Source organism: Streptomyces palmae (assembly GCF_004684805.1).
Classification (GTDB): domain Bacteria; phylum Actinomycetota; class Actinomycetes; order Streptomycetales; family Streptomycetaceae; genus Streptomyces; species Streptomyces palmae.
In genome coordinates, this window is record NZ_SRID01000026.1 from 15,632 (window position 1) to 36,399 (window position 20,768).

A 20,768-nucleotide genomic window follows, 5' to 3' on the forward strand; every position below is an offset into this window, starting at 1 on the left:
GGAGACACGCGCCGGGGACCGCCGGCCGGTCGCGGTCGACTACCTCGGCGCGGCGGTCAGCAGCTTGCCCATCGCGGCCAGCACGGAAGGCTCGACCCGGTAGTGCACCCAGGTGCCGCGCCGCTCGGAGGTCAGCAGCCCGGCCTCCTTCAGCTTCTTCAGATGGTGGGAGACCGTCGGCTGGGAGACACCGACGTCGGAGATGTCGCACACACACGCCTCGCCACCCTCGTGGGAGGCCACGGCGGAGAACAGGCGCAGCCGCACCGGATCACCCAGCGCCTTGAACATCCGCGCCGCCACCTCGGCCTCCTCCGCGGTGAGCGGGCGCTCGGCGAGCGGCGGGCAGCACGGCGCCACCGCGTCGGCGGCCGCGGGCTCGATCGACGGCGGGACCCTGGTATTCGACATGCATCTATGTTGACACATGTCGAAGCAGGTGCGGGTCGGCAGGCGGTCGAGGTCGCCGGGAAGCGGCGGCGACCGCGACACACTCCAGGAATTCGACATCCGTCTATGTTGACAGCTGTCGAAACAGGTGTAACGCTGACAGCACAAGCCATCGACAATCGTCGATACAGAGAGGGAGTCGCTGTGAACGTGCCCGCCCCCGCCGAGCTGCCCGTCGTGGTGATCGGAGCCGGACCCGCCGGTCTGGCCGCCGCCGCCCACCTGGTCGACCGCGGCATCGAGCCCGTGGTGCTGGAGGCGGGTACGGCCGCCGGCGCGACGGTGCGGGAGTGGTCGCATGTGCGGCTCTTCTCCACCTGGGGCGAGGTCACCGACCCCGCCGCGGAGAAGCTGCTCGCGTCCACCGACTGGACCAGGCCGGACGCGGCGGTCTACCCCTCGGGCGCGGACTGGGCCGAGCAGTACCTTCAGCCGCTCGCCGACGCCCTCGGCGACAGGGTCCGCTTCGCCGCGAGGGTGACCGGCGTCTCCCGCGCCGGCCGGGACCGGATCGTGGACGCCGACCGCGAAGGCCAGCCCTTCGTCGTCCACGTCGCCCATGCCGACGGGCGGGAGGAGCGCCTGTTCGCCCGCGCGGTGATCGACGCCTCCGGCACCTGGACCACGCCCGGTCCGGCCGGCGGCAGCGGCCTGCCCGCGCTCGGTGAGAAGGCGGCGGCCGACCGGATCAGCTACCGCCTCCCCGACCTGAAGGACCCCGCCGTACGGGCCCGATACGCGGGCAGGCGCACTGCGGTCATCGGCTCCGGGGCCTCCGCGTTCACCGCCCTCGCCTACCTGGCCGACCTGGCCAAGGCCGAGGACGGCACCGGCACCAAGGCCCTGTGGATCCTGCGCCGCGGCCTCTCCGGCTCCACCTTCGGGGGCGGCACGGCCGACCAGCTGCCCGCCCGCGGCGCGCTCGGCCTCGCCGCCAAGGCCGCCGTCGACCAGGGTCACGCGGACGCGGTCACCGGATTCCGCACCGACGTGATCGAGCGCGACGGCGAGGGGCGCCTCGTGCTGGTCGCCGAGGACGGGCGCCGACTCGCGGCGGTGGACGAGCTGATCGTGCTGACCGGCTTCCGCCCGGACCTGTCCTTCCTCTCCGAGATCCGCCTCGGCCTCGACGAGCGCCTTCAGGCTCCCATCGAACTCGCCCCGCTGATCGACCCCAACCAGCACTCCTGCGGCACCGTCTACCCGCACGGCCACCGCGAGCTGTCCCACCCCGAACAGGGCGTCTACCTCGTCGGCATGAAGTCCTACGGCCGCGCCCCGACCTTCCTGGCGATGACCGGGTACGAGCAGGTCCGCTCCGTCGTCGCAGCGATCGCCGGCGACCTGGAATCCGCCGACCGCGTCGAACTCACCCTTCCCGAGACCGGGGTGTGCGGCGGCGCCGGCCTGTTCGACGCCCCCGCGGCGGACCAGGCATCCGGCGGCTGCTGCACCACCGCACCGGTGCCGGTCGGCATCGGCAGGGCCCCCGCGGCCGAGGCGGTCGCAGGGGCGACCCAGCCGGCGGACGGTGGATGCTGCGGCGGATGACCGGCGCCCGCCCCCGCGACGGCGGCCGGCCGCCGGCTCAGAAGTCGACGGACGCGGCCACCGGGAGGTGGTCGCTGAGGGTGCGCGGCAGCGACCAGGCGGAGACCGGGTCGAGGCCGCGCACCATGATCTGGTCGATGCGGGCCATCGGGAAGGAAGCGGGCCAGCTGAAGCCGAATCCGTCCCCGGCGGCGCCCTGGGCCGACCGGAGCTGGGAGGTGATGGGGGCCAGGGCCCGGTCGTTCATGGTGCCGTTGAGGTCGCCGAGGAGGATCACCCTGGCCAGCCGCTCCCTGCCGATGGCCTTGCCGAGGGCCTCGGCGCTGCCGTCCCGCTGCCCGGCGGTGAAGCCCGCGTTGAACTTCACCCGGACCGAGGGCAGGTGCGCGACATAGACCGCGACATCGCCCCGGGGGGTGGCCACGGTGGTGCGCAGGGCGCGGGTCCAGCCCATCTTGATGTCGACCGGGCGGCTGTCGTGCAGCGGGTAGCGGCTCCACAGCCCGACGGTGCCCTGCACCGTGTGGTAGCGGTACGTACCGGCCAGCGCCTTCCGGTACACGGGCAGCGCGCTGTCGCTCAGCTCCTCCAGGGCCACCACCTGGGCGCCGGAGGCGGCCACCTTGCGGGCGGTGCCGGCCGGGTCGGGGTTCTCCGCGTTGACGTTGTGGGTGACCACGGTCAGCTCACCGCCGCCGTGCGAGCGGTCGAAGAACATCAGCCCGCCGAAGAGGTTCAGCCAGACCGCCACCGGCAGCAGCAGCGCCAGCAGGGCGGTGGCCGAGCGGCGCCACAGGGCGCACCCCAGCAGTACCGGGATGAACCCGCCCAGCCACGGCAGGAAGGTCTCCAGCAGGCTGCCGAGGCTGCCCAGCCGGTTGGGGATCTGCGCATGGAAGATCATCAGCAGGGCGAGCAGCGCCGCGCAGCCGGCCGGCACCATGCCCCGCCGCCAGATGCCGCGGTCGTGCCGCAGGTGCCCCCAATGACGGAGCAGGCGCCGGAGCCGGGAACCGGTCGGTTCGGCTCCGGGCCCGCCCTGTCCGGTTTGCTGGGTGTACGCCTGCACCATTCGCTGATCCTCACTCCGGACTGCTTTTCCGCACGGCCTGACCTCAGGCATGACCATAGGGGATGACCAGGGGTTTTCCTGGTGCCGCACCGACCCCCACAGCGTGGGTGAGGACGAGTCGAGGGCGTGTGGGGGTTCCGGCGCGCCCCCCTTCGCCGCGAGCTGTGACAGAACGGGCACACAAACCGGGTGATACGCGGACGCGGGCCGGCGATCAGCCCGGCAGGCGGACGCCCTCCAGCACGGTGTCCACGATCCGCTCGGTCAGCCCCTCGGGCAGTTCCCGCCACTCATGGAGCACCGCGCGGGCGAGCATGGGGCCGACGAACAGGTCGGCGATCAGCTCCACGTCCTGGTCGGCGCGGATCTCGCCGCGCTCCATCCCCTGGCGCAGCACGGTGAGCAGCGTCTCGCGGCGCCCCTGGATCACCGTGTCGTGGTACTCCTGCCAGAGGTCGGGGTGGTCCTGCACATGGCCGACCACGGCCCGCAGGATCGCGGAGTTCCGTTTGGCCAGCGCCCGCCGGCGGATGAACTCCACCACGGTGACCAGGTCGTCCCGGAGCGAGACGCCGGCCGGCGCCGGGCCGGGTTCGTCCAGGGAGCGCATCACGTCCAGCATCAGCGCTTCCTTGCCCGGCCAGCGGCGGTAGACGGTGGCCTTGCCGACGCCCGCCTCCCGGGCGATGCGCTCCATGGAGAGCTCCCCCATGGAGGCGCCGCCCTCCAGCAGCCGCAGTACCGTCTCGATGATCGCCGTGTCGACGGCGGCACTGCGGGGCCGGCCCGGTGGCCGCGGCGCGGGAACGATGTTCACCGCCGGGCCTCCTTGGACTCCCGCTGCTCTTCGGTCCGCTCGCCGTCCCGGCCGCCCGCTGCGGGCTTTCCCTTGCCGGGCAGGAAGACCAGCGCCACCAGGGCGCCCAGCACCGCCACCGCGGCCGCGCTCAGCGAGGCGACGTGCATGGCGTGGACGAAGGCGACCCGGGCCGCGTCGCCCAGCGGCCGGCCCGCCGGGCCCATCCGGTCGGCGACGGTGAGGGTGGCCTCCACGGACTCCCCCGCCGACCGGCGGGCGGAGTCGGACAGGCCCGGGGTGCGGGCCAGCTCGCCCTCGATGCCGCCGCGGTAGGCGGTGGACAGCACCGAGCCGAGCACCGCCACCCCGAGGGCGCCGCCGAGCTGCCGGAAGGTGTTGTTGAGTGCCGAGCCGGACCCGGCCTTCTCCCGGGGCAGCGCCTGCATGATGGTCACCGTGACCGGCGGCATGACGTGCGCCATTCCGCAGCCCTGGAGGAAGAAGAGCACCTCCAGCACCCAGATCGGCGAGTCCGTGCCCAGGGTCAGGAAGCCGGCCAGGGCAGCGGCCACCATCAGCATGCCGCCGACGCACACCGCCCGGGACCCGAGGCGCTCCACCACCAGCCGGGCCCGCGGCGCGAAGATCAACTGCGCGACGGCGACCGGGAGCAGCAGCAGGCCCGACTGCAACGCGGTGTATCCGCGCACACTCTGGGTGTAGAAGACCATGAAGAAGGTGACGCCCAGCAGGGCGAAGAAGACCAACCCGACGGCGGCGACGGCGGCCGAGAAGTCGGGGCGGCGGAAGTAACCGACATCGAGGGACGGGTGGTCGCTGCGCTTCTCGTGCAGCACGAACAGGGCCAGCACGCCGAGCCCGGCGACGACCGTGGCCAGCACCTGCGGATCGGTGAAGTCGGCCAACTGGCCGCCCTTGATGATGCCGTACACCAGCAGCATCAGGCCGACGACGGAGAGCAACACCCCGAGTGGGTCGAGCCGGCCTGGCGCCGGGTCGCGGGAGTCGGGCACCAGCAGCATCATCGCGGTCAGGCCGACGATCACCACCGGTACGTTGACGAAGAAGACCGAGCCCCACCAGAAGTGCTGGAGCAGCAGCCCGCCGGTGACCGGCCCTATGGCGATGGCCAGCCCGACGGAGGCGACCCAGATGCCTATCGCCTTGGGTTGCTCGTCGCGCTCGAAGACGTTGACCAGGATGGCCAGCGTGGCGGGCATCACCAGGGCGGCGCCCACGCCCATCAGGGCGCGGAAGGCGATCAGTTCGCCCGACGAACCGGAGAAGGCGGCGAGCACCGAGCCGAGGCCGAACAGGGCCATGCCGCCCATCAGCACTTTCTTGCGGCCGATCCGGTCGCCGAGCAGCCCGGCGGTGAAGAGCAGGCCCGCGAAGACGAGGGTGTAGGCATTGATCGCCCACTCCAGTTGGCTCTGGGTGGCGCCCAGGCCGGTGGGCTTCGGTTGGGCGATGGTCTTCATCGCCACATTGAGGATCGAGTTGTCGAGCACGACCATCAGCACGCTGATCATCAGGACGGTGAGGATCGCCCAGCGCCGGCGGTGGACTTTCTCCGGGACGCCGCGCGCCTGGTCGCGGGAGGTATCGGACGGAGCAGTCATATGGCCAACCGTAACGCCGTTTCGATACGGACCCGTCTCGTATCGAAAAGTTGGCGAAGGCTTTGCGTGGACCGGCCGGACACGGGCCCGCTCCCCGGGCGCCGCTCTCCCGGTTTCCCCTCGGCTTTCCCCCGGGTTCGGCCGCGCGGCGGTGTGGCGAGGGCGGCGGCCGGGGGCACTTCCCCGACGCGGGGGGCGCGTGCCAGCATGGAGGCGGTCCGGAGACACCGTTCAGGGTGCTTCGAGATGACGAAGGAGCCGTAGGAATGACGCACGTCAGCCCTGCCCAGACGCAGAAACAGCCCGACAGCAGCAAGGCGCTGTACGGGGGCATCAGCTCACGGCGGATCACCGTCCGCGACATCGCGGCCGCGAAGCGGCGCGGCGAGAAGTGGCCCATGCTCACCGCCTATGACGCGATGACCGCCTCGGTCTTCGACGAGGCCGGCATCCCGGTGCTGCTGGTCGGCGACTCGATGGGCAACTGCCACCTCGGCTACGAGACCACCGTGCCGGTCACCATGGACGAGATCGCGATCCTCTCCGCCGCGGTGGTGCGCGGCACCAAGCGGTCCCTGGTCGTGGCGGACCTGCCGTTCGGCGCGTACCAGGAGGGCGCCGTACAGGCGCTGCGGAACGCCACCCGGCTGGTCAAGGAGGCCGGGGTGGGCGCGGTGAAGCTGGAGGGCGGCGAGCGCTCGGCCCACCAGATCGAGCTGCTCGTGCAGGCCGGTATCCCGGTGATGGCGCACATCGGCCTCACCCCGCAGTCGGTGCACGCCTTCGGCGGGTACCCGGTCCAGGGGCGCGGCGAGGAGGCGGCCCAGCAGCTGCTGCGCGACGCCAAGGCGGTGCAGGACGCGGGCGCCTTCGCGGTGGTCTTGGAGGTCGTCCCGGCCGAGCTGGCCGCCGAGGTGACCCGCTCGCTGCACATCCCCACGGTGGGCATCGGCGCGGGTGCGGAGTGCGACGCCCAGGTGCTGGTGTGGACGGACATGGCGGGCCTGAACGGCGGCCGGGTGCCCAAGTTCGTCAAGCAGTACGCCGCGCTGCGGGAGACCCTCGGGGATGCGGCGAAGGAGTTCGCGGCGGACGTGGTGGGTGGGGCGTACCCGGCGCCGGAGCACGCGTTTCACTGAGTTGTCGGGTTGGCTGCGGGCCGGCTGTGGCTGGTCGCGCAGCTCTCCCCCGGACTCCGTCCGGGAGGTGCCCCACCCCCGGACTTCGTCCAGGGGTGACCCCCCAGCGCCCCTTTGGGGGCACGCTTCGGGGCGCCCTGCCAGAAGCCATCGCGGCACATCGACAGCCCGCCGACCGTCCCCCGTCGGCGGGCTGTCCGCCGCTTGTCGGTGGTCTGTCGGTGGACCCTGGCAAGCTCGAGGGCATGACGCGATTCGAACAGAACCTCACCGGGGGGAACGCCGTGGAGGTGCGCGGGCTGGTGAAGCACTTCGGTGCCACCAAGGCCGTGGACGGCGTGGACCTGGACGTGCGAGAAGGCACCGTCCTGGGCGTCCTGGGCCCCAACGGGGCCGGCAAGACCACCTTGGTGCGCTGCCTGTCCACCCTGCTGCGGCCGGACGCCGGCACCGCCACCGTGGCCGGTTACGACGTGGTGCGCCAGCCGCGCCAGCTGCGCCGCACCATCGGCCTGACCGGTCAGTACGCCTCGGTCGACGAGAAGCTCTCCGGCTGGGAGAACCTGTACATGATCGGGCGGCTGCTCGATCTGTCCCGCAAGGAGGCGCGCTCCCGCGCCGACGCCATGCTGGAGCGGTTCTCGCTCACCGAGGCCGCCAAGCGCGCGGCGGGCACCTACTCCGGCGGTATGCGCCGCCGCCTGGACCTGGCCGCCTCGATGATCGGCCACCCGGCCGTGCTCTACCTGGACGAGCCCACCACCGGTCTCGACCCGCGCACCCGCAACGAGGTGTGGGACGAGGTGAAGCGGATGGTGCAGGAGGGCAGCACGGTACTGCTCACCACCCAGTACATGGAGGAGGCCGAGCAGCTCGCCAGCGAGCTGACGGTGATCGACCGGGGCAAGGTCATCGCCGAGGGCCGGGTCAACGAACTCAAGGCCAAGGTCGGCGGGCGCACCCTGCAGATCCGGCCGGTGGACACCGCCGACCTCGACCCGATGATCGCCGCGGTGACCGAGTCCGGTCTGGACGGCATCGGCGGCGCCACCGCCGACCGCGAGGAGGGCCTGGTCAACGTCCCCATCGTCAGCGACGAGCAGTTGACCGCGGTGATCGGGCTGCTCGGCCGGCACGGCTTCGCGATCGCCGGCATCGACACCCACCTGCCCAGCCTGGACGAGGTGTTCCTGGCCCTGACCGGCCAGAAGACCTCCACCCCGCAGGACGAGCAGGACCAGCAGGACCAGCAGGACACCAGCCTCGAGGAGGTCGCGGCGTGAGCGCGACGACAGTGAAGCCCGCCGCGCTGCCCGCCGAGGGCCGGATCGGGCTGCGCGCCAACCTGCGGCACATCAGCGCCCTGGTGCGCCGCAACGCGCTGCAGATCAAGCAGGACCCGGAGTCGATGTTCGACGCCGTGATGATGCCGATCATCTTCACCCTGCTGTTCGTGTACGTCTTCGGCGGCGCGGTCGCCGGGGGTCAGCAGGCGTACGTCAACTACTTCGTGCCCGGCATGATGGCGATGGGCGGTCTGAACATCGCCATGTCGGTCGGCACCGGAGTCAACGACGACTTCAACAAGGGGGTGATGGACCGCTTCCGCACCATGCCGATCGCCCGTTCCTCGGTGCTGATAGCCAAGCTGATCGTGGAGACCGGGCGGATGCTGGTGTCCACCGTCATCCTGCTGACCGTGGGCTTCATCCTGGGCTTCGACCTGAAGACCGACCCGCTGCAGCTGCTGGCCGCCGTCGGCCTGGCGCTGGTCTTCGGTTCCTCGCTGACCTGGATCTTCATGTGGCTGGGGCTGTCGTTGAAGACCCCGCAGGCCGTTCAGGGAATGGGATTCCTGGTGATCATGCCGCTGCAGTTCGGTTCCTCGATCTTCGCCAAGCCGGACTCGATGCCCGGCTGGCTGCAGACCTTCACCGACTACAACCCCCTCTCCCGGCTGGCGGACGCGGCCCGGGCGCTGACCCAGGGCGAGGGCGCGATCGCCGCCCCCACCCTGACCGTGCTGCTGTGGGCCCTGGGCATCACCGTGGTGACCGCCCCGCTGGCGGTGCGCAAGTTCCGCGACAAGACCTGAGCCGGACCGGATTCAAGGGGGAGAGACGGGAGGTACCCCCGGACGGTGTCCGGGGGATTTTCCCTTGTGTGGGCCGCTTGCGGGCGGCGGCGCCGCGTCGCCTCAGTCTTTCCAGCCGGCCTCAGCGGCCTCAGCTGATGTCGCGGCGCCTGAGCAGCCAGACCGCCAGCCCCAGGAAGAGGGCCGTGTAGCCGGCCAGTACCAGGGTGGCCGGCAGTGGACCGGAGACGGAGACCACTCCGGGGATGGAGCTGTTCGCCTCGCCGGTCGGGTCGAGGGCGGTGGCCAGTGAGCCCACGTTCGGCCCGAGCAGCGCCCGGCGGACCCCGGAGAGCGCGGGCAGCGCACCGCCCAGCCCGTTCACCAGGGACTCCACCGCGAGCAGCCACAGCAGGCCGACGCCGATGGCGGCTCCGGTGGCGCGCAGCAGTACGGCCAGCAGCATGCCCAGGCTGGCCGCGGCCAGTCCCGCCAGCCAGGCGGCGCCGATGCCGCCGAGCCAGTCGCCCACGCTCGGCCAGTGCGCGGCCTTGCCGGTCGCGGCGGCGATGATGCCGCTGGCGGCGGCGGTCACCGCGATCACCGCGAGCGAGACCAGCAGCACGGTGATGGCCGCGGCGAGGGCCTTGACCAGCACGGCGGCCCCCCGGCCGGGCCGCTGGACGAGCAGCGTGCCCCAGGTCCCCCAGCGGTACTCGCCGCCGGCGAACACCACCCCGAGGATGAGCATCAGCGCACTGCCGAACATCGGGTACAGCCCCACCGCGGTGGCCAGGAAGCGGTCCGGCAGCAGCCCTTCCAGCAGATCCTGCGGATTCTGCGAGGGCTTGGGCTGGTCCTTGATCGCCAGGTAGACGATGTACGGCACCACCATGCCGAAGCAGACCGCCATCGCGGTCCAGGCGCTGCCGATGATCCAGACCCCCGGGCGCTTGCGGGCCAGCAGGAGTTCGGCGCGCAGCGCTCCGTTTACCGTGTCCATCGGCCACTTGCCTCCGTGGGTCGCCGGTCGGCGGCCGGGCCGTCCCCGACCAGTTCGAAAAACGCTTCCTCCAACGACACCTGGTGCCGCCGCAGTTCGCTGACCTCGATGCCCGCCTCGACCAGCAGCCGGTTGACGGCCGCCGCCTGGTCCGGGTCGACCTGGACGTGCAGGGCGCCGTCGGTGACCTGGGTGGAGCGCACCTCGGGCAGGGCGCCGACCAGTTCCGCGGCGCGCTCGGGCTTGTCCGCGGTGATGGTCAGCCCGCCGCCGCCGGCCCCGGCCCGCAACTCCGCCACGGTGCCCTCGGCGACCAGCCGGCCCTGCCGGATCACCGCGACCCGGTCGCAGAGTTGCTCCACCTCGGTCAGCAGATGGCTGGAGAGCAGTACGGTGCGGTGCTCCCGGCGCAGACCGCCGATGAGCTCCCGCATGGCGGCCACGCCGGCGGGGTCGAGGCCGTTGGTGGGCTCGTCCAGGATGAGCAGCGCCGGGTCCTTGAGCAGGGCCGCGGCCACCCCCAGGCGCTGGCGCATGCCCAGCGAGCAGGCCCGGAAGGGCACATCGGCCTTGGCGACCATGTCCACCTCGGCCAGCACCCGGTCCACCTGGTCGAGGGAGACCCCGGCGTACCGGGCCAGGACCCGCAGGTTGTCCCGGCCGGACAGGTGCGGATACAGGGCCGGGGACTCGATCAGCGCGCCGACCCCGCCGAGGGCCTCGCGGCTGCCGGCCGGGGCCCCGAGCACGGTGGCGCTGCCGGAGGTGGGGCGGACCAGGCCGACCAGCATCCGCATGGTGGTGGTCTTCCCGGAGCCGTTGGGGCCCAGGAAGCCGTAGACCTGCCCGCGCGGGATCCGCAGCGCCAGGTCGAAGACGCCGGTGCCCGGCCCGTACTCCTTGGTGAGCCCGGCGGTGTGGACGGCGTACTCGGTCCCGGACTCCGCCGCCTGGGACGTCGGCTCAGCCATGGGTGCGCTCCCCTCGGGTACGGGCCTTGGCGGCCAGTGCCACCACACCGGCCAGGACCGCGGTCTCCGCGGCCAGGATGGCCACCGCCCAGCCCGCGGGCATCCAGTGGTCCAGGGTGCGGAACCACAGCCACATCAGGGCGGCGTAGGCGGTGGTCAGGAAGAGCGCCGAGGCGGCCCCGTAGCCGGCGTAGATCCGCGCCTCGCGCGCCGGGTAGGCGGCGAGCTGCTCCTGGGCGGTGGGCTTGCGGGAGGTCAGACGCAGCCGCCACCAGGTGGTGGCGTCGCGCCGCAGATCGGCGATGCCGAGTGCGTGGGTGAGCATCACATACCCGTCGAGCTGGAAGAACGGCAGCATGTTGACCAGTGCGCCGCCGCTGCCGAACAGCAGCAGGGCGGCGGCCAGCGCGTGCTGCTGGTGTCCGTCCTCGGTCAGCCGCCACCAGACGGCGACCGGGATCATGGCCAGCAGGCTGACGAAGGAGCCGGCGAAGGCGGTGGCCACGCGGGCGGTACGGCGCTGGAAGAGCACGATGTCGTCGGTGCGGCAGTACGGCGCGAGGAAGGGGAAGCGCCAGCGCACCCCGATCTCGGTGACCCGGCCGCCGAAGTACCGGCAGCTGACGCCGTGCGCCAGCTCGTGCCCCATGGTGATCAGCCAGGCCAGCAGCAGCGACAGCGGCACCGTGATCGCCCAGTGGTTCTGTTCCCCGGTGTCCTCGATGAGGACGTCGAACCGGCTCCAGACGTAGATCTGGAGGGCGAGCAGCACCAGCAGCGCCGGGATCACGAAGGCACGGTGGAAGAGCACGGACAGCCGCTGGGCCAGGACGGCGCACAGCCCGTCGGGGCGCATCATCACCCAGCGCCGGTGCAGCCAGTTCTGCTGGGCCGCCTGCTTCTCCTCGTGGGCGGCGCGCAGCCGGTCCAGTACGGCCGGGTCGGTGTGCCCGTCGAGCAGTTGGTAGCGGCCGAGCAGGGTGAAGATCTGCTGCCAGTTGGCGGGGCCGAGCCGGCGCTGGTAGGTGTCCTCGTAGGCGCGGCCGATGTCGTCCAGGGTGCGGCTGCCGTCCATCAGGCCCATGATGAAGTGCTCGCGCGCCCCGATCCGGTAGTAGCAGCCGGTGCGCTCGTCCTTGATGTGGTGCAGCACCTTGGGGCCGGAGCGCAGGCCGGGGCCGAGCACCACGTCGGACCGCAGCCGGGGCCTGCGGTAGTCCTGCCCGGCACCGGCACCGGCACCGGCACCGGCACCGGGGCCGGCGCCCGGCCCGGGGCCCGACGCGGCATCCGGTCCGGTGCCGGTGTCCGAGCCCGTGCCGGAGCCGGTGTCCGAGCCGCTCATCGTGCGCTCTCCGCGGCGAGTTCGGCGAGCGCCTTGTCCAGGATGTACGCCAGGTAGATCTCGTCCAGGATGCTCACCCCCAGCCGGTTGTTGGTCATGTGCACATAGCTGCTGAGCACGATGGCGAGGGCGGCGCGCGGTTCGGGGGCGGTGCCGTCGCGGAAGGCCAGCGCGTCCGCCGCGGAGAGCTCCAGCACCTGGTCGCGGAGTTCGGCGGCGTGCACCAGCCAGTCCCGCAGCTGCGGGGTGGGTCCGGTGGCGGGCTCCTCGCGGGCACTGTCCCGGATGTGCCGGACCCGCTGGAGGAGCCGGGGGCGCATCCGCTCGTAGGAGCGGTCGAAGCGGGCGTGCTGGCTGTCGCTGGGCTCCTGGTAGGAGGTCTCCCACATCTGCCGGTAGCGGCGCAGGAAGGCGGCGGTCTCGGTGACGCCCTGCTCGTCCGCGCCCAGGAAGGCCAGGCACAGGCCGATGGTCAGCTGGGCGGCCTGGCCCAGCAGGACCGTCCGCACGTGCACGTTGGTGGTCTCCAGCAGCCGCACCACCACATCACTGGACCGCTCGAAGTGCGCCTCGGCCAGCTCCATGGCGGCCGGACCGCCGTAGCGGTCGAGTTCCCGCTCGTAGGTGATGGCGGCCACGCTGTTGTTGTCGCGGAAGGGCATCTGCCCCTCGGCGCCGTAGAGCTCGTTCCACCGCTCGATGCTGTACTCGGCGAGGAACATGTTCTTGTAGAGGTCGGCGCTGGCGTTGCGGTCCTCCTCGTACAGCGCCGGGCGCTCGCGCAGGAAGGCGGCGATGGCCTCCTCGGCGCGCCGCCGCACCTCCTCGGCGCGGGCGGGGTCCGCGGGCAGCAGCCGCAGCCGGATGTGCGGGCCCTCCAGCCAGTAGCGGATGAAGAACCAGTGGCGCAGCAGCCCGTCCGCGCGCAACCCGGCCACCAGCGGTTTCACACAGCGCACCAGGACCGGGTTGGCGTTGGCGGCGTAGAAGACGTGGAGGCTGATCCAGTCGTCCTCGGTGACCCGCCGCGGCGGTTCGGCCGTCCGCGCCGCGACCCCGTCCGTGGCCTCGTCCATCACCGTGGTCTGCTCCATCACCGCTCCGTTCGGATTCCGTCGAGCTCGACGGTGAGCTCGGTGACGTATCGGTGCCAGCCGTCGCGCAGCCACAGCTGCTCGGGGCCCGGCAGCATCTCGCTGAACACCACCGCCGAGGCGCTGCGGCGTACCGCGGTCTCCAGCAGGTTGACCGAGAGGTACGAGTCGAAGTCGACGTACTGCGGCTTGTGTTCGCCGCCCAGACTGGCGAAGACGTACCGGGGCAGTCCGGCGGCGCGCTGCCAGGCCCGCCAGGCGGTGAACAGCTCGGCCTCGCTCTGGCCGGGTACGGCCGGGGGCAGCCGGTCGGCGGGCGCGTGCCAGGAGGCGCGCTGCACCACCACCTCGCCCAGCCGGATCCGGGGCAGGAAGGTGACCCTGCTCTCCTCGGCGCTCTCCCCGCCCGCGTCCTCGGCGGCCGTGGTGGTGTCCGGCAGCAGTCCGGTGCCCTCCCACAGGTCGAGGGGGGCCATGCTGGTGTAGGAGAAGTTCAGCAGTACCTGCTGGATCTCGGGGAGCGCCATCGGCAGCAGGAAGCCCAGGTAGACCGGGATGACCTCGACGCCCAGCCGCCGGGAGCGCAGCCGCAGCCGGTCGGCCTCCAGGTCGTGCTCGATGACCAGGTCCTCCACCGGGATCTGCTCGGCCTCCGGTCGGAAGCTGGTCTCGCCGGGGCAGACGATCTCGTACCGGGTGACGGACGGGTGGAGGTTGAGGTTGGTGGTGTCGTAGCCGCCCTTGAGTTCGGCGAAGACCGCGTCCGAGGGGACCACCGCGTCCAGGGCGCCGCGCAGCGACTCGGTGAGGGTGTCGTCGAAGCAGTGCGCGAAGCGGGAGAAGAGCAGGGTCAGGCCGGAGTAGACGCGGTTGACCACCAGCGTGGGATCGCCGCGGCCGTCGTCGGCGAGCTGGAGGAAGAAGGACAGCGGCTGGATCCCGCCGGGCTGCGGCAGCTCCTCCTCGACGGCGGCGAGGAACTCCTCGTCCAGCACCAGGTCCTGGTCGGGGCCGCCGCGTTCGGCGTGCCGGCGGGCGATCTCCTGGGCCACCGCGGCCCGTGCCCGGTCGATGCCGGTGATCTCCGGCTGGCGGAACCAGTTGTCGTACTGGCGCGGGGTGGTGCCGGTGAAGCGGCGGTGGCGCAGCAGCCGCTGGCTGTAGTTGTCCCACAGGTCCTGGCCGAAGTCGTGGGCGAAGGCGAGGAAGTCCTCGCAGCGGCCGCCCTTGCCGAAGCGGACCGTGAAGTAGCCCTTGGTGACCAGCCGGCGCACCAGGTTGGTGTCGAAGGCGGGGAGGATGCGGGCGAGTTGGCGCAGCCCCGGGGTGAGCCGCTCGGTCCACTGCCGGGCGTCGCCGGTGACGGTGAGGCCGGGCAGGGTGGTGTCCTCGTAGAGCAGGGTGCGCAGGACGGGGGCGTCGGCGTGGCCGAGCCGTTCGTGGGCCTGGCGCACGGTGTCCTCGATGCCGGACAGCAGGGCGCGGCGGCCGGCCGGGTCGGCGTCGGCGAAGGCCGCGGTGTCGGCGTCCATCCGGGCCACCAGGTCGGCGATGTGGTCGCCCCAGTCGGTGCCCAGGGCGCGCAGCCCGTCGCGGTAGCTGCGGACGGGTTCCGGGTCGTGGATGTCCAGGTGGAGCTCGGGGACCACCAGCAGGCCGAGCCGGAGCAGCTGGGCCAGGTAGTTCTCGATGTCCTCGGCCGGCCGGCCGGCGGCCGGGTCGCTGAGGGCGCGCACCGCTTCGCCGAAGCGCCGGGTGGCGCCGTCCGCGAACAGCTCCAGCACCTCGGCCAGCACCTCGCCGGAGGGCAGGTAGAACAGCCGCTCGTGGACGGCCTCCAGGGAGACGGCGGCGTCGGTGGCGACATTGTCGCTGTTGCGCAGTTTGCGCAGGTAGCGCACCCGTTCGGGGCCGATCTCCAGTCCTCCGGTGAGGCGCACCGGCAGGTCGCGGCGGATGTCGGGGTCGCCCGCGAGGAGTTCGGAGATCCGGGCGAGGACGGCCATGTTGAGCCGGGTGGTGCTGTGCTTGTGCCAGCCGCGCGCCTCGGCGGAGAGTGCCGGGGCCTCGGCGGGCCGCCGGGGATCGCTGGTGAAGCTGCCCAGGGCGACCGCGGTCAGGGTGGAGAACGGGCTGGTCTTGCAGGCGGTGCGGTAGAGGTACTCCAGCAGTGAGCGTTCCAGGCGCCGCTCCCGCTTGCTGAGCTTGGCGTCGGCCGGGCGGCGCAGGTAGTCGTCCAGGTAGCCGTCCAGGGTGGGCGAGGAGAGCTGGATGCCGTGCCGCAGGTCGGACTCGGCGGTGATCCGGCGCAGTTCGGCGCGGGCGGTGGCCGCCTCCTCGGCCCGGATCGCCTCCCCGGCGGCGCGCAGCGCGGCCAGCCGCTCCCGTTCGGCGGCCCAGTGGCGCAGGGCCTCGACATCGGCGGGCGGCAGCAGCTCGGCGGCGGCGTCCAGGCCCTTGGGCGTACGGCCGTTGAAGACGGCACGCCGCAGGTTGATCAGGGTGCGGCGGGCCGCGGCGTCGTCCAGGCTCTGGGCGACGCGCTCCTGAAGGGTGTCGGCGAGCCGGGCGCCGCATTCCTTGAGCGCCTCTTCGCCGTCGAGGAGTTCGTCGGCCCAGGCCGCGGTGCGGGGGGCGGTCAGCCGGGTGGCGGTGTCGAAGGGCAGGCCGCCGACCCGCAGCAGGAACCGGGGCACCAGGATCCAGGCCATCGGGTCCCGGTCGGCCTCCTCGGCCGGGTCCGGGACCTGGGGGGTCACGCTCAGGAACGTGCTGGGCACGTGGATCAGTCCTCTCAGACCAGCCGGTAGTCGAAGTCGGCGCGGTCCGCACGCTCCTGGCCGAGCAGCACGAACAGGAAGGTGCGCTCGTCCGTGCCGTCCAGGCCGACCGCCTCGTCGATGGAGATGTTGTCGAAGCCGAGGACCACGCCGCAGCCGGTGCCCAGGGCGGTGCTGGTGGCGTAGGCGCTCTGGGACATCGCGCCCACCTCGGCGCTGAGCACCCGGTAGCCGCGGCTGCCCATCGCCTCCAGGGTGCTCTCCCAGCGGCCGGAGATGGCCAGTACCGCGGCGGCCTGCTCCAGGTTGTAGTTGCTCAGGTAGTAGTTGCGCTGGAGGAAGTCGCCGAGCGGCCGCTGCGCGACGGTGTGCAGCCGGTGGCCCTCGGGGTCGTAGCGGTAGCAGCCCGAGGCCAGTCCGGCGACCCGGTTGGCCAGCACGTACAGCCCGGTGAGCGCGGTGTCCTCGGGGACCACGTCGGCGGTGTACCGCTGGGCGGAGACGGTGCCGGCCAGTACGGTGCCCAGCTCGTCCAGGCCCAGCTGCGGGGAGCGCACCAGGGAGCCGAAGCTGGTCCGGCGGGCGCGCATCACCTCGCCGATGCCGCGGCCGGCGGTGCGCTCGACCAGCGGTTCGGGCAGCTCCACCCAGGGGCCGCCGGAGGGCGGCGGCGGGACCAGGTCGCGGGCGGCCTCCTGCGCGGGGCGCTCCCGCCGGTCGGCGAGGACCGCCCGGTGGACCTGCTCGACCTGCTCGAAGGTGCGGACGCGGGCGGAGCGTTCGAAGGGGGTCCGGTCGATGAGCGCGCCGGGGTCGGCGGCGGGTACGGCGGCCGGACGCCCGGGCCCGGCGGCGCCGGTGGGCAGCGGCACCACGGCCAGTACCGTCTCCTCCTCGGCGTCCAGCCCCAGCAGCCGGGCCAGCCGCTGGTCGTCGAACCAGTAGGCGCGGCTCAGCCGGCGCCCCAGGCCGGCGGCGAGCAGGTCCCAGCAGCCCAGCAGGGCGCCGGCGTCCTGGGAGACCACGTGGTAGCAGAAGCTGTTGTACTTGAAGGCGTTCTTCCAGAACCGCACGGTGACCAGCAGGAATCCATCGGCCTCCGGGTCTGCGCCGGGACTGCTGGGGCCGCAGGCGGCGCGTACCTCCTCGGTGAGGTCGCCGGTCAGCAGCCGCTCCAGGGCGTGGTGGGCGGTGGAGTAGTGGTAGACGCCGGGGGCCAACCCACCGGTGCCGGCGGTGACCCAGTAGATCTCCATGGGGTACATGCCGCCGCCGGAGCCGGTGCCGCGCCCCCACAGCGCCTCCGGGTAGAGGGCGCGGACCGCGCTGTCCTGGTTCCAGCTGACCCGCAGCCGCCGGTCCAGCACGCCGTAGGACAGCCGCAGCAGGGCGGCCAGGTCCTCGGTGGTCCACGGCGGGCCCGCGTCCTTGGGGCCGCCCCCGAGCAGTACCTCGGAGGCGTCGGCCATGGGCAGGCCGGTGCCGGGCGGCAGCGGGAAGCGGGTGGCGGTGGGGTAGGTCTTGTGCCGGGAGGGCTGGTCCTCCCAGTCGGGGCTGAAGCCGACCGGTTCCATCGGCACCCGGCCGCGCCGGAACACCGAGTCGACGTACTCCCGTACCACCCGGGTGCGCTCATCAGGCATGGGGACTCCTCGACTCAGGGGAACGGGTGCGGCTTGGGGTTCAGACCGGTGGGGCCGTAGCCGGCGGACCGCGGGTGGATCTCGGCGAGCCGGCCGTCCAGGTAGGCGTGCAGCCGGGGGTGGTCGAGGGCGCGCTGGCGCTCCCAGCCGAAGTCGATCGGGATCAGTCCGGGGGCCAGTACGCACAGCGTGCGGATGCCGGTGCCGTGCTGCTCGGGGCAGGTCTGGTCGACGGCGATCACATCGCTGCCGGCCTCCCGGATGCGGTCGATCAGGAAGCGGGCGTCGTCGGCCAGGTCGAGGGTGGCCGGGCGCTGGGCCAGCCAGTCGCGGTAGAGCTCGGCCATCGGCCGCGGGTCGGGGTCGGCCAGCAGGAAGTCGGCGACCGGGGCCATCTCGGGCAGGCCGTACAGCAGCGCGTGGTGGGTGAGTTCGTGCACCCGGTTGTAGTCCTTGGCCATGGCGTGCAGATCGGGCAGCTTGGCCTCGACCCGCTCGTCCATGCCGGGGATGTAGGAGGCGGTCTCGGAGATCGCCGCGCGCACCGCGTCCACCGGGTCCAGGCTGGCGCCGGCCGCGAAGCACAGGGTGCCCAGGCCCCCGTCCAGGCGCTCGGCGACCGCCATCACGGCGGGCACCGGGAGGTCCACCCGCATGTCGAACAGCCGCATCCGGTAGCCGAGTCGGGCGCAGCGGTCCAGGATGAACCGCACCTCCTCGTCCGCCACGCTGGCCGGGTCGATCTCGGGCAGCCGGGCACCGGCGTACCAGTTCAGCAGGAAGGCGTCCCGTTCGATCAGCTCCAGCATGCCGTGCAGCAGCGCCTCCTCGGTGCTGGTGCCGCTGGCGCAGCCGTTGGAGCACTCCTGGACGAACTTCTTGTCCGGCCGCCGGTCGAGGTAGAAGACCAGCTGCTCGGGGACGAGGACGGGCTTCTCCTGCCCGTAGGAGTGGCCCCACACCCAGTGCATCGGGGTGTCCGGGTCGAAGGGCTGGTAGTACTCGGTGTGCCCGGCGTAGAACTCGGGGCGGTAGGAGCCGGTCACCGTGGGGTCCAGGGCGTCCGCGGCCAGCTCGCGGTAGCTGGCGTAGGTCACGGTCTCCTTGGCGCGCGGGAACTGCCCGGCGTAGCGCTCCAGTCCCTCCAGCATTCCGTACCGCTCACTGGCGGCCGAGCTCTGCGACTGACCGCTCCACCACATCTCGTGGTAGTCGTACTTGCTGCGCACCCGGAAGTAGCCGCTGACCGGCAGGGTGGCGCTGCACTGGTAGACCCGGCGGGCGGCGTTGGCCAGGGTGCCGCACACCTCGTTGACGTAGCCGGCGGCGGGCAGGTTCAGGTCGGCCGCGGCGGAGCCCCGGTAGACGGTGGGGCCGGGCTTGGGCCGGGGCCGCAGCGAGAGCGCGACGGCCTCGGCGGTGTCCGGGACGGGGGTGGCGCAGCGCTCGCACTCGGAGTCGGCGATCAGCTCGCGCCGGGTGACGGTGAGGTCGGCGGGGCGCACCTCGACGATCTCACCGACCCGCAGGTCGCCCGGGGGCAGCGCGGCACCGGCGGTCTCGGCGGCGACGATGCCGGACAGCTGGTCCAGGACGAAGGGGATGAAGGAGGGGTCCTCGCCGACCGCGGTGGCATCGGTCCCGTCCTCGATGGCCCGCCGCTCCTCGACCCGGCGCAGTCCGAGCCAGCGGCGCTCCAGGCAGCGGGCGCAGGGGCGGCTGTCGCCGTCCGCCCGGTGCAGCGGTCCCAGCAGTACGGTCCCGGCGTACACGCGCACCGGGTAGATCAGCCGGTCCGGCGCGGCCGGGTCCGCCGTGGCCGGCCGCGGGTCCGGCTGAGCCGGCAGTCCGAGCACGCCGACGTCCAGCGTGACGCCCGCGCCGACGCTGGTGGCCAGGTGGCCGCGCAGGAGGTCGGCGGCAGCCCGGGCCCGCGTATCCGTGGCCGTAGCGGCTCCGGCCGCGTTCGACACCGTAGTCATCCGTCCGTCCACCCCGTCGAGTTCAATGGTGCAGTGGTGGGCGGTGAGCCGCCCCGGGCCCGGTGGGTACGGGCCCGGGGTGCGGCTCACCGCCTCCGGCCGGCCGCCGGGTGGCGGAATCGGCCGTCAGGTTCGGCGGCGGGGCCTAGGGGCGGTCCCACCGCGCAGGGTCAAGCGACGTCAGCTGGTGCTGGAGCTGCAGGAGCAGCAGCTGCTGGTGGAGCAGGAGCAGCAGCTGGAGCAGGAGCAGCTGGAGGAGGACCAGGCCAGCTCGACGGCCTCGTCGGTCATCTCCTCGATCTCGAACGTCGCGCTCTCCAGAGCGTTGAGCTCGTTCTTCAGTTCCACGGACATGGCTGTCCTTTCTTATGGGTGGTTCTGCATCCCGGGACGGCGTCCCGAGCATTGGGGCGCGCCTCAGTGGGCGCGGATCGGCCCGTCGGCCACCTACTTCGTACCGAGCGACACCGTGCCGGTGACCATGCCCCGGACCGCGGTGAGGTCGATCGTGGTGGTGTCCGTGAAGAGGGCCAGGGTGCCGGCCTCGTCGAGACGGGCCAGTGCGTCGGCGAGTGCCGGGGCCGGCTGGTCGTAGGACCAGTCGCAGCGGCCTTCGCCTTCGGGCAGTGCCCGCGGGTCGGCGTCCGCGAGCAGCGGGTCGCCGGAGTCGGCGGGCTGGTGGTCGTAGTGCCGGACGACGGCGCGTCCGACGGCCTCGCGGACGGCGTCGCGCACCGCGTCCCGTACCGCCAGGGCGCTGCCGACGGCCCAGTCGGGGGCGGTCGCCGCCTCGCCCTCGGCGGGGTCCACCACCGCGAGCACGGCGGCGGCGGGGGCGGCGCCGGGCAGCGCGTACACCCGGGCGGTGCGGTCCAGGTGGCGCAGGCTGCCGAGGAGGAAGGCCACCTCGTCGTCGCCGTCGAGCCAGTCCCGGTCGAGCCGGAGCGCCGGCGCGGTGCCGCGCAGTGCGGCGAGCAGCCCGCGGTGGGCCAGCGCCGAGCACAGGCCCTGCTCCCGGACCTCCTCGGTGGTCCAGCCGGCGGCGGCGCCGGCGGCGCTGGGCTCGAACTCCCGGTGCGCGTTGGCGGCCGACAGCGGGTACACCGCGGCGGCGGGGATCCGGCGGGGCGTGCCGTCGTGCAGGGACACCGCGGTGAGCCAGTGCTCGCTGCCGCGCGGGGCGGCGGGGGCCAGGCCGGTGTGCAGGTCGAGGGCGGTGGCC

Annotated in this window: 17 protein-coding genes; 4 read left to right on the plus strand and 13 right to left on the minus strand. The window is 72.7% G+C overall.

The genetic code is table 11. The features are described from left to right. Positions 1-39: 39 nt before the first annotated feature. Complete coding sequence (locus E4099_RS04985; RefSeq protein WP_135337704.1) at positions 40-411, minus strand: ArsR/SmtB family transcription factor; 372 nt, start codon at positions 409-411, stop codon at positions 40-42. Between the two features lie 183 nt (positions 412-594). Here E4099_RS04985 and E4099_RS04990 point away from each other — a divergent pair, with 183 nt between their 5' ends. Continuing rightward, positions 595-2,001 (plus strand): NAD(P)-binding domain-containing protein, encoded by a 1,407-nt coding sequence (locus E4099_RS04990; protein WP_135337705.1) that lies wholly within the window; start codon positions 595-597, stop codon positions 1,999-2,001. Positions 2,002-2,038: 37 nt separating this feature from the next. Here the strand turns inward: E4099_RS04990 and E4099_RS04995 are convergent, their stop codons facing one another. The 3 genes from E4099_RS04995 to E4099_RS05005 form a co-directional block, all read right to left on the minus strand. Continuing rightward, the gene (locus tag E4099_RS04995; RefSeq protein WP_386388832.1) at positions 2,039-2,944 is read right to left on the minus strand and encodes an endonuclease/exonuclease/phosphatase family protein; all 906 of its coding nucleotides are present in this window, start codon (positions 2,942-2,944) and stop codon (positions 2,039-2,041) included. A gap of 343 nt (positions 2,945-3,287) precedes the next feature. Continuing rightward, positions 3,288-3,890: a TetR/AcrR family transcriptional regulator gene (locus tag E4099_RS05000; RefSeq protein WP_245244606.1), complete on the minus strand. Its 603-nt coding sequence runs from the start codon at positions 3,888-3,890 to the stop codon at positions 3,288-3,290. Then, complete coding sequence (locus tag E4099_RS05005) at positions 3,887-5,515, minus strand: MFS transporter (protein ID WP_135337707.1); 1,629 nt, start codon at positions 5,513-5,515, stop codon at positions 3,887-3,889. The genes E4099_RS05000 and E4099_RS05005 overlap by 4 nt, the downstream gene beginning before the upstream one ends. Positions 5,516-5,781: 266 nt before the next feature. On the opposite strand from E4099_RS05005, the gene panB reads away from it, so the two are divergent. From panB to E4099_RS05020, 3 genes are all read left to right on the plus strand, one after another. Then, positions 5,782-6,654: a 3-methyl-2-oxobutanoate hydroxymethyltransferase gene (gene panB / locus E4099_RS05010; RefSeq protein ID WP_135337708.1), complete on the plus strand. Its 873-nt coding sequence runs from the start codon at positions 5,782-5,784 to the stop codon at positions 6,652-6,654. Positions 6,655-6,899: 245 nt separating this feature from the next. Beyond that, positions 6,900-7,937, plus strand: coding sequence for an ATP-binding cassette domain-containing protein (locus E4099_RS05015; protein WP_135337709.1), 1,038 nt, complete (start codon positions 6,900-6,902; stop codon positions 7,935-7,937). Further along, complete coding sequence (locus E4099_RS05020) at positions 7,934-8,749, plus strand: ABC transporter permease (protein WP_135337710.1); 816 nt, start codon at positions 7,934-7,936, stop codon at positions 8,747-8,749. The genes E4099_RS05015 and E4099_RS05020 overlap by 4 nt, the downstream gene beginning before the upstream one ends. A gap of 130 nt (positions 8,750-8,879) precedes the next feature. On the opposite strand, the gene E4099_RS05025 is transcribed toward E4099_RS05020, so the two are convergent. From E4099_RS05025 to E4099_RS05060, 9 genes are all read right to left on the minus strand, one after another. Further along, on the minus strand, positions 8,880-9,731 hold the full coding sequence (locus E4099_RS05025) for an ABC transporter permease subunit (RefSeq protein WP_135337711.1): 852 nt from the start codon (positions 9,729-9,731) through the stop codon (positions 8,880-8,882). Continuing rightward, positions 9,719-10,702, minus strand: coding sequence for an ABC transporter ATP-binding protein (locus tag E4099_RS05030; RefSeq protein ID WP_135337712.1), 984 nt, complete (start codon positions 10,700-10,702; stop codon positions 9,719-9,721). Before E4099_RS05030 ends, E4099_RS05025 begins: the two co-directional genes overlap by 13 nt. After that, the gene (locus tag E4099_RS05035; protein WP_135337713.1) at positions 10,695-12,047 is read right to left on the minus strand and encodes a M50 family metallopeptidase; all 1,353 of its coding nucleotides are present in this window, start codon (positions 12,045-12,047) and stop codon (positions 10,695-10,697) included. The genes E4099_RS05030 and E4099_RS05035 overlap by 8 nt, the downstream gene beginning before the upstream one ends. Further along, complete coding sequence (locus E4099_RS05040; protein ID WP_245244607.1) at positions 12,044-13,141, minus strand: thiopeptide-type bacteriocin biosynthesis protein; 1,098 nt, start codon at positions 13,139-13,141, stop codon at positions 12,044-12,046. Before E4099_RS05040 ends, E4099_RS05035 begins: the two co-directional genes overlap by 4 nt. Beyond that, positions 13,141-15,921, minus strand: a complete 2,781-nt coding sequence (locus E4099_RS05045; RefSeq protein ID WP_135337714.1) for a lantibiotic dehydratase — start codon at positions 15,919-15,921, stop codon at positions 13,141-13,143. The genes E4099_RS05040 and E4099_RS05045 overlap by 1 nt, the downstream gene beginning before the upstream one ends. 14 nt (positions 15,922-15,935) lie before the next feature. Continuing rightward, the gene (locus E4099_RS05050; RefSeq protein ID WP_135337715.1) at positions 15,936-17,564 is read right to left on the minus strand and encodes a SagB family peptide dehydrogenase; all 1,629 of its coding nucleotides are present in this window, start codon (positions 17,562-17,564) and stop codon (positions 15,936-15,938) included. Between the two features lie 14 nt (positions 17,565-17,578). After that, positions 17,579-19,546, minus strand: coding sequence for a TOMM precursor leader peptide-binding protein (locus E4099_RS05055; protein ID WP_135337716.1), 1,968 nt, complete (start codon positions 19,544-19,546; stop codon positions 17,579-17,581). Between the two features lie 180 nt (positions 19,547-19,726). Then, a complete protein-coding gene (locus tag E4099_RS32830) occupies positions 19,727-19,900 on the minus strand; it encodes a hypothetical protein (protein WP_167828292.1) in 174 nt (57 codons plus the stop codon). 93 nt (positions 19,901-19,993) lie between these two features. Further along, positions 19,994-20,768: YcaO-like family protein (locus E4099_RS05060; protein ID WP_245244608.1), on the minus strand; the 775-nt coding region annotated here is incomplete at its 5' end.

Bases quoted from the DNA above. Each gene is read 5' to 3' on its own strand.
- E4099_RS04985 (WP_135337704.1), bottom strand. From the start codon at position 411: ATGTCGAATACCAGGGTCCCGCCGTCGATCGAGCCCGCGGCCGCCGAC.
- E4099_RS04995 (WP_386388832.1), bottom strand. From the start codon at position 2,944: ATGGTGCCGGCCGGCTGCGCGGCGCTGCTCGCCCTGCTGATGATCTTC.
- E4099_RS05005 (WP_135337707.1), bottom strand. From the start codon at position 5,515: ATGACTGCTCCGTCCGATACCTCCCGCGACCAGGCGCGCGGCGTCCCG.
- panB (WP_135337708.1), top strand. From the start codon at position 5,782: ATGACGCACGTCAGCCCTGCCCAGACGCAGAAACAGCCCGACAGCAGC.
- E4099_RS05015 (WP_135337709.1), top strand. From the start codon at position 6,900: ATGACGCGATTCGAACAGAACCTCACCGGGGGGAACGCCGTGGAGGTG.
- E4099_RS05025 (WP_135337711.1), bottom strand. From the start codon at position 9,731: ATGGACACGGTAAACGGAGCGCTGCGCGCCGAACTCCTGCTGGCCCGC.
- E4099_RS05030 (WP_135337712.1), bottom strand. From the start codon at position 10,702: ATGGCTGAGCCGACGTCCCAGGCGGCGGAGTCCGGGACCGAGTACGCC.
- E4099_RS05035 (WP_135337713.1), bottom strand. From the start codon at position 12,047: ATGAGCGGCTCGGACACCGGCTCCGGCACGGGCTCGGACACCGGCACC.
- E4099_RS05040 (WP_245244607.1), bottom strand. From the start codon at position 13,141: ATGGAGCAGACCACGGTGATGGACGAGGCCACGGACGGGGTCGCGGCG.
- E4099_RS05050 (WP_135337715.1), bottom strand. From the start codon at position 17,564: ATGCCTGATGAGCGCACCCGGGTGGTACGGGAGTACGTCGACTCGGTG.
- E4099_RS05055 (WP_135337716.1), bottom strand. From the start codon at position 19,546: ATGACTACGGTGTCGAACGCGGCCGGAGCCGCTACGGCCACGGATACG.
- E4099_RS32830 (WP_167828292.1), bottom strand. From the start codon at position 19,900: ATGTCCGTGGAACTGAAGAACGAGCTCAACGCTCTGGAGAGCGCGACG.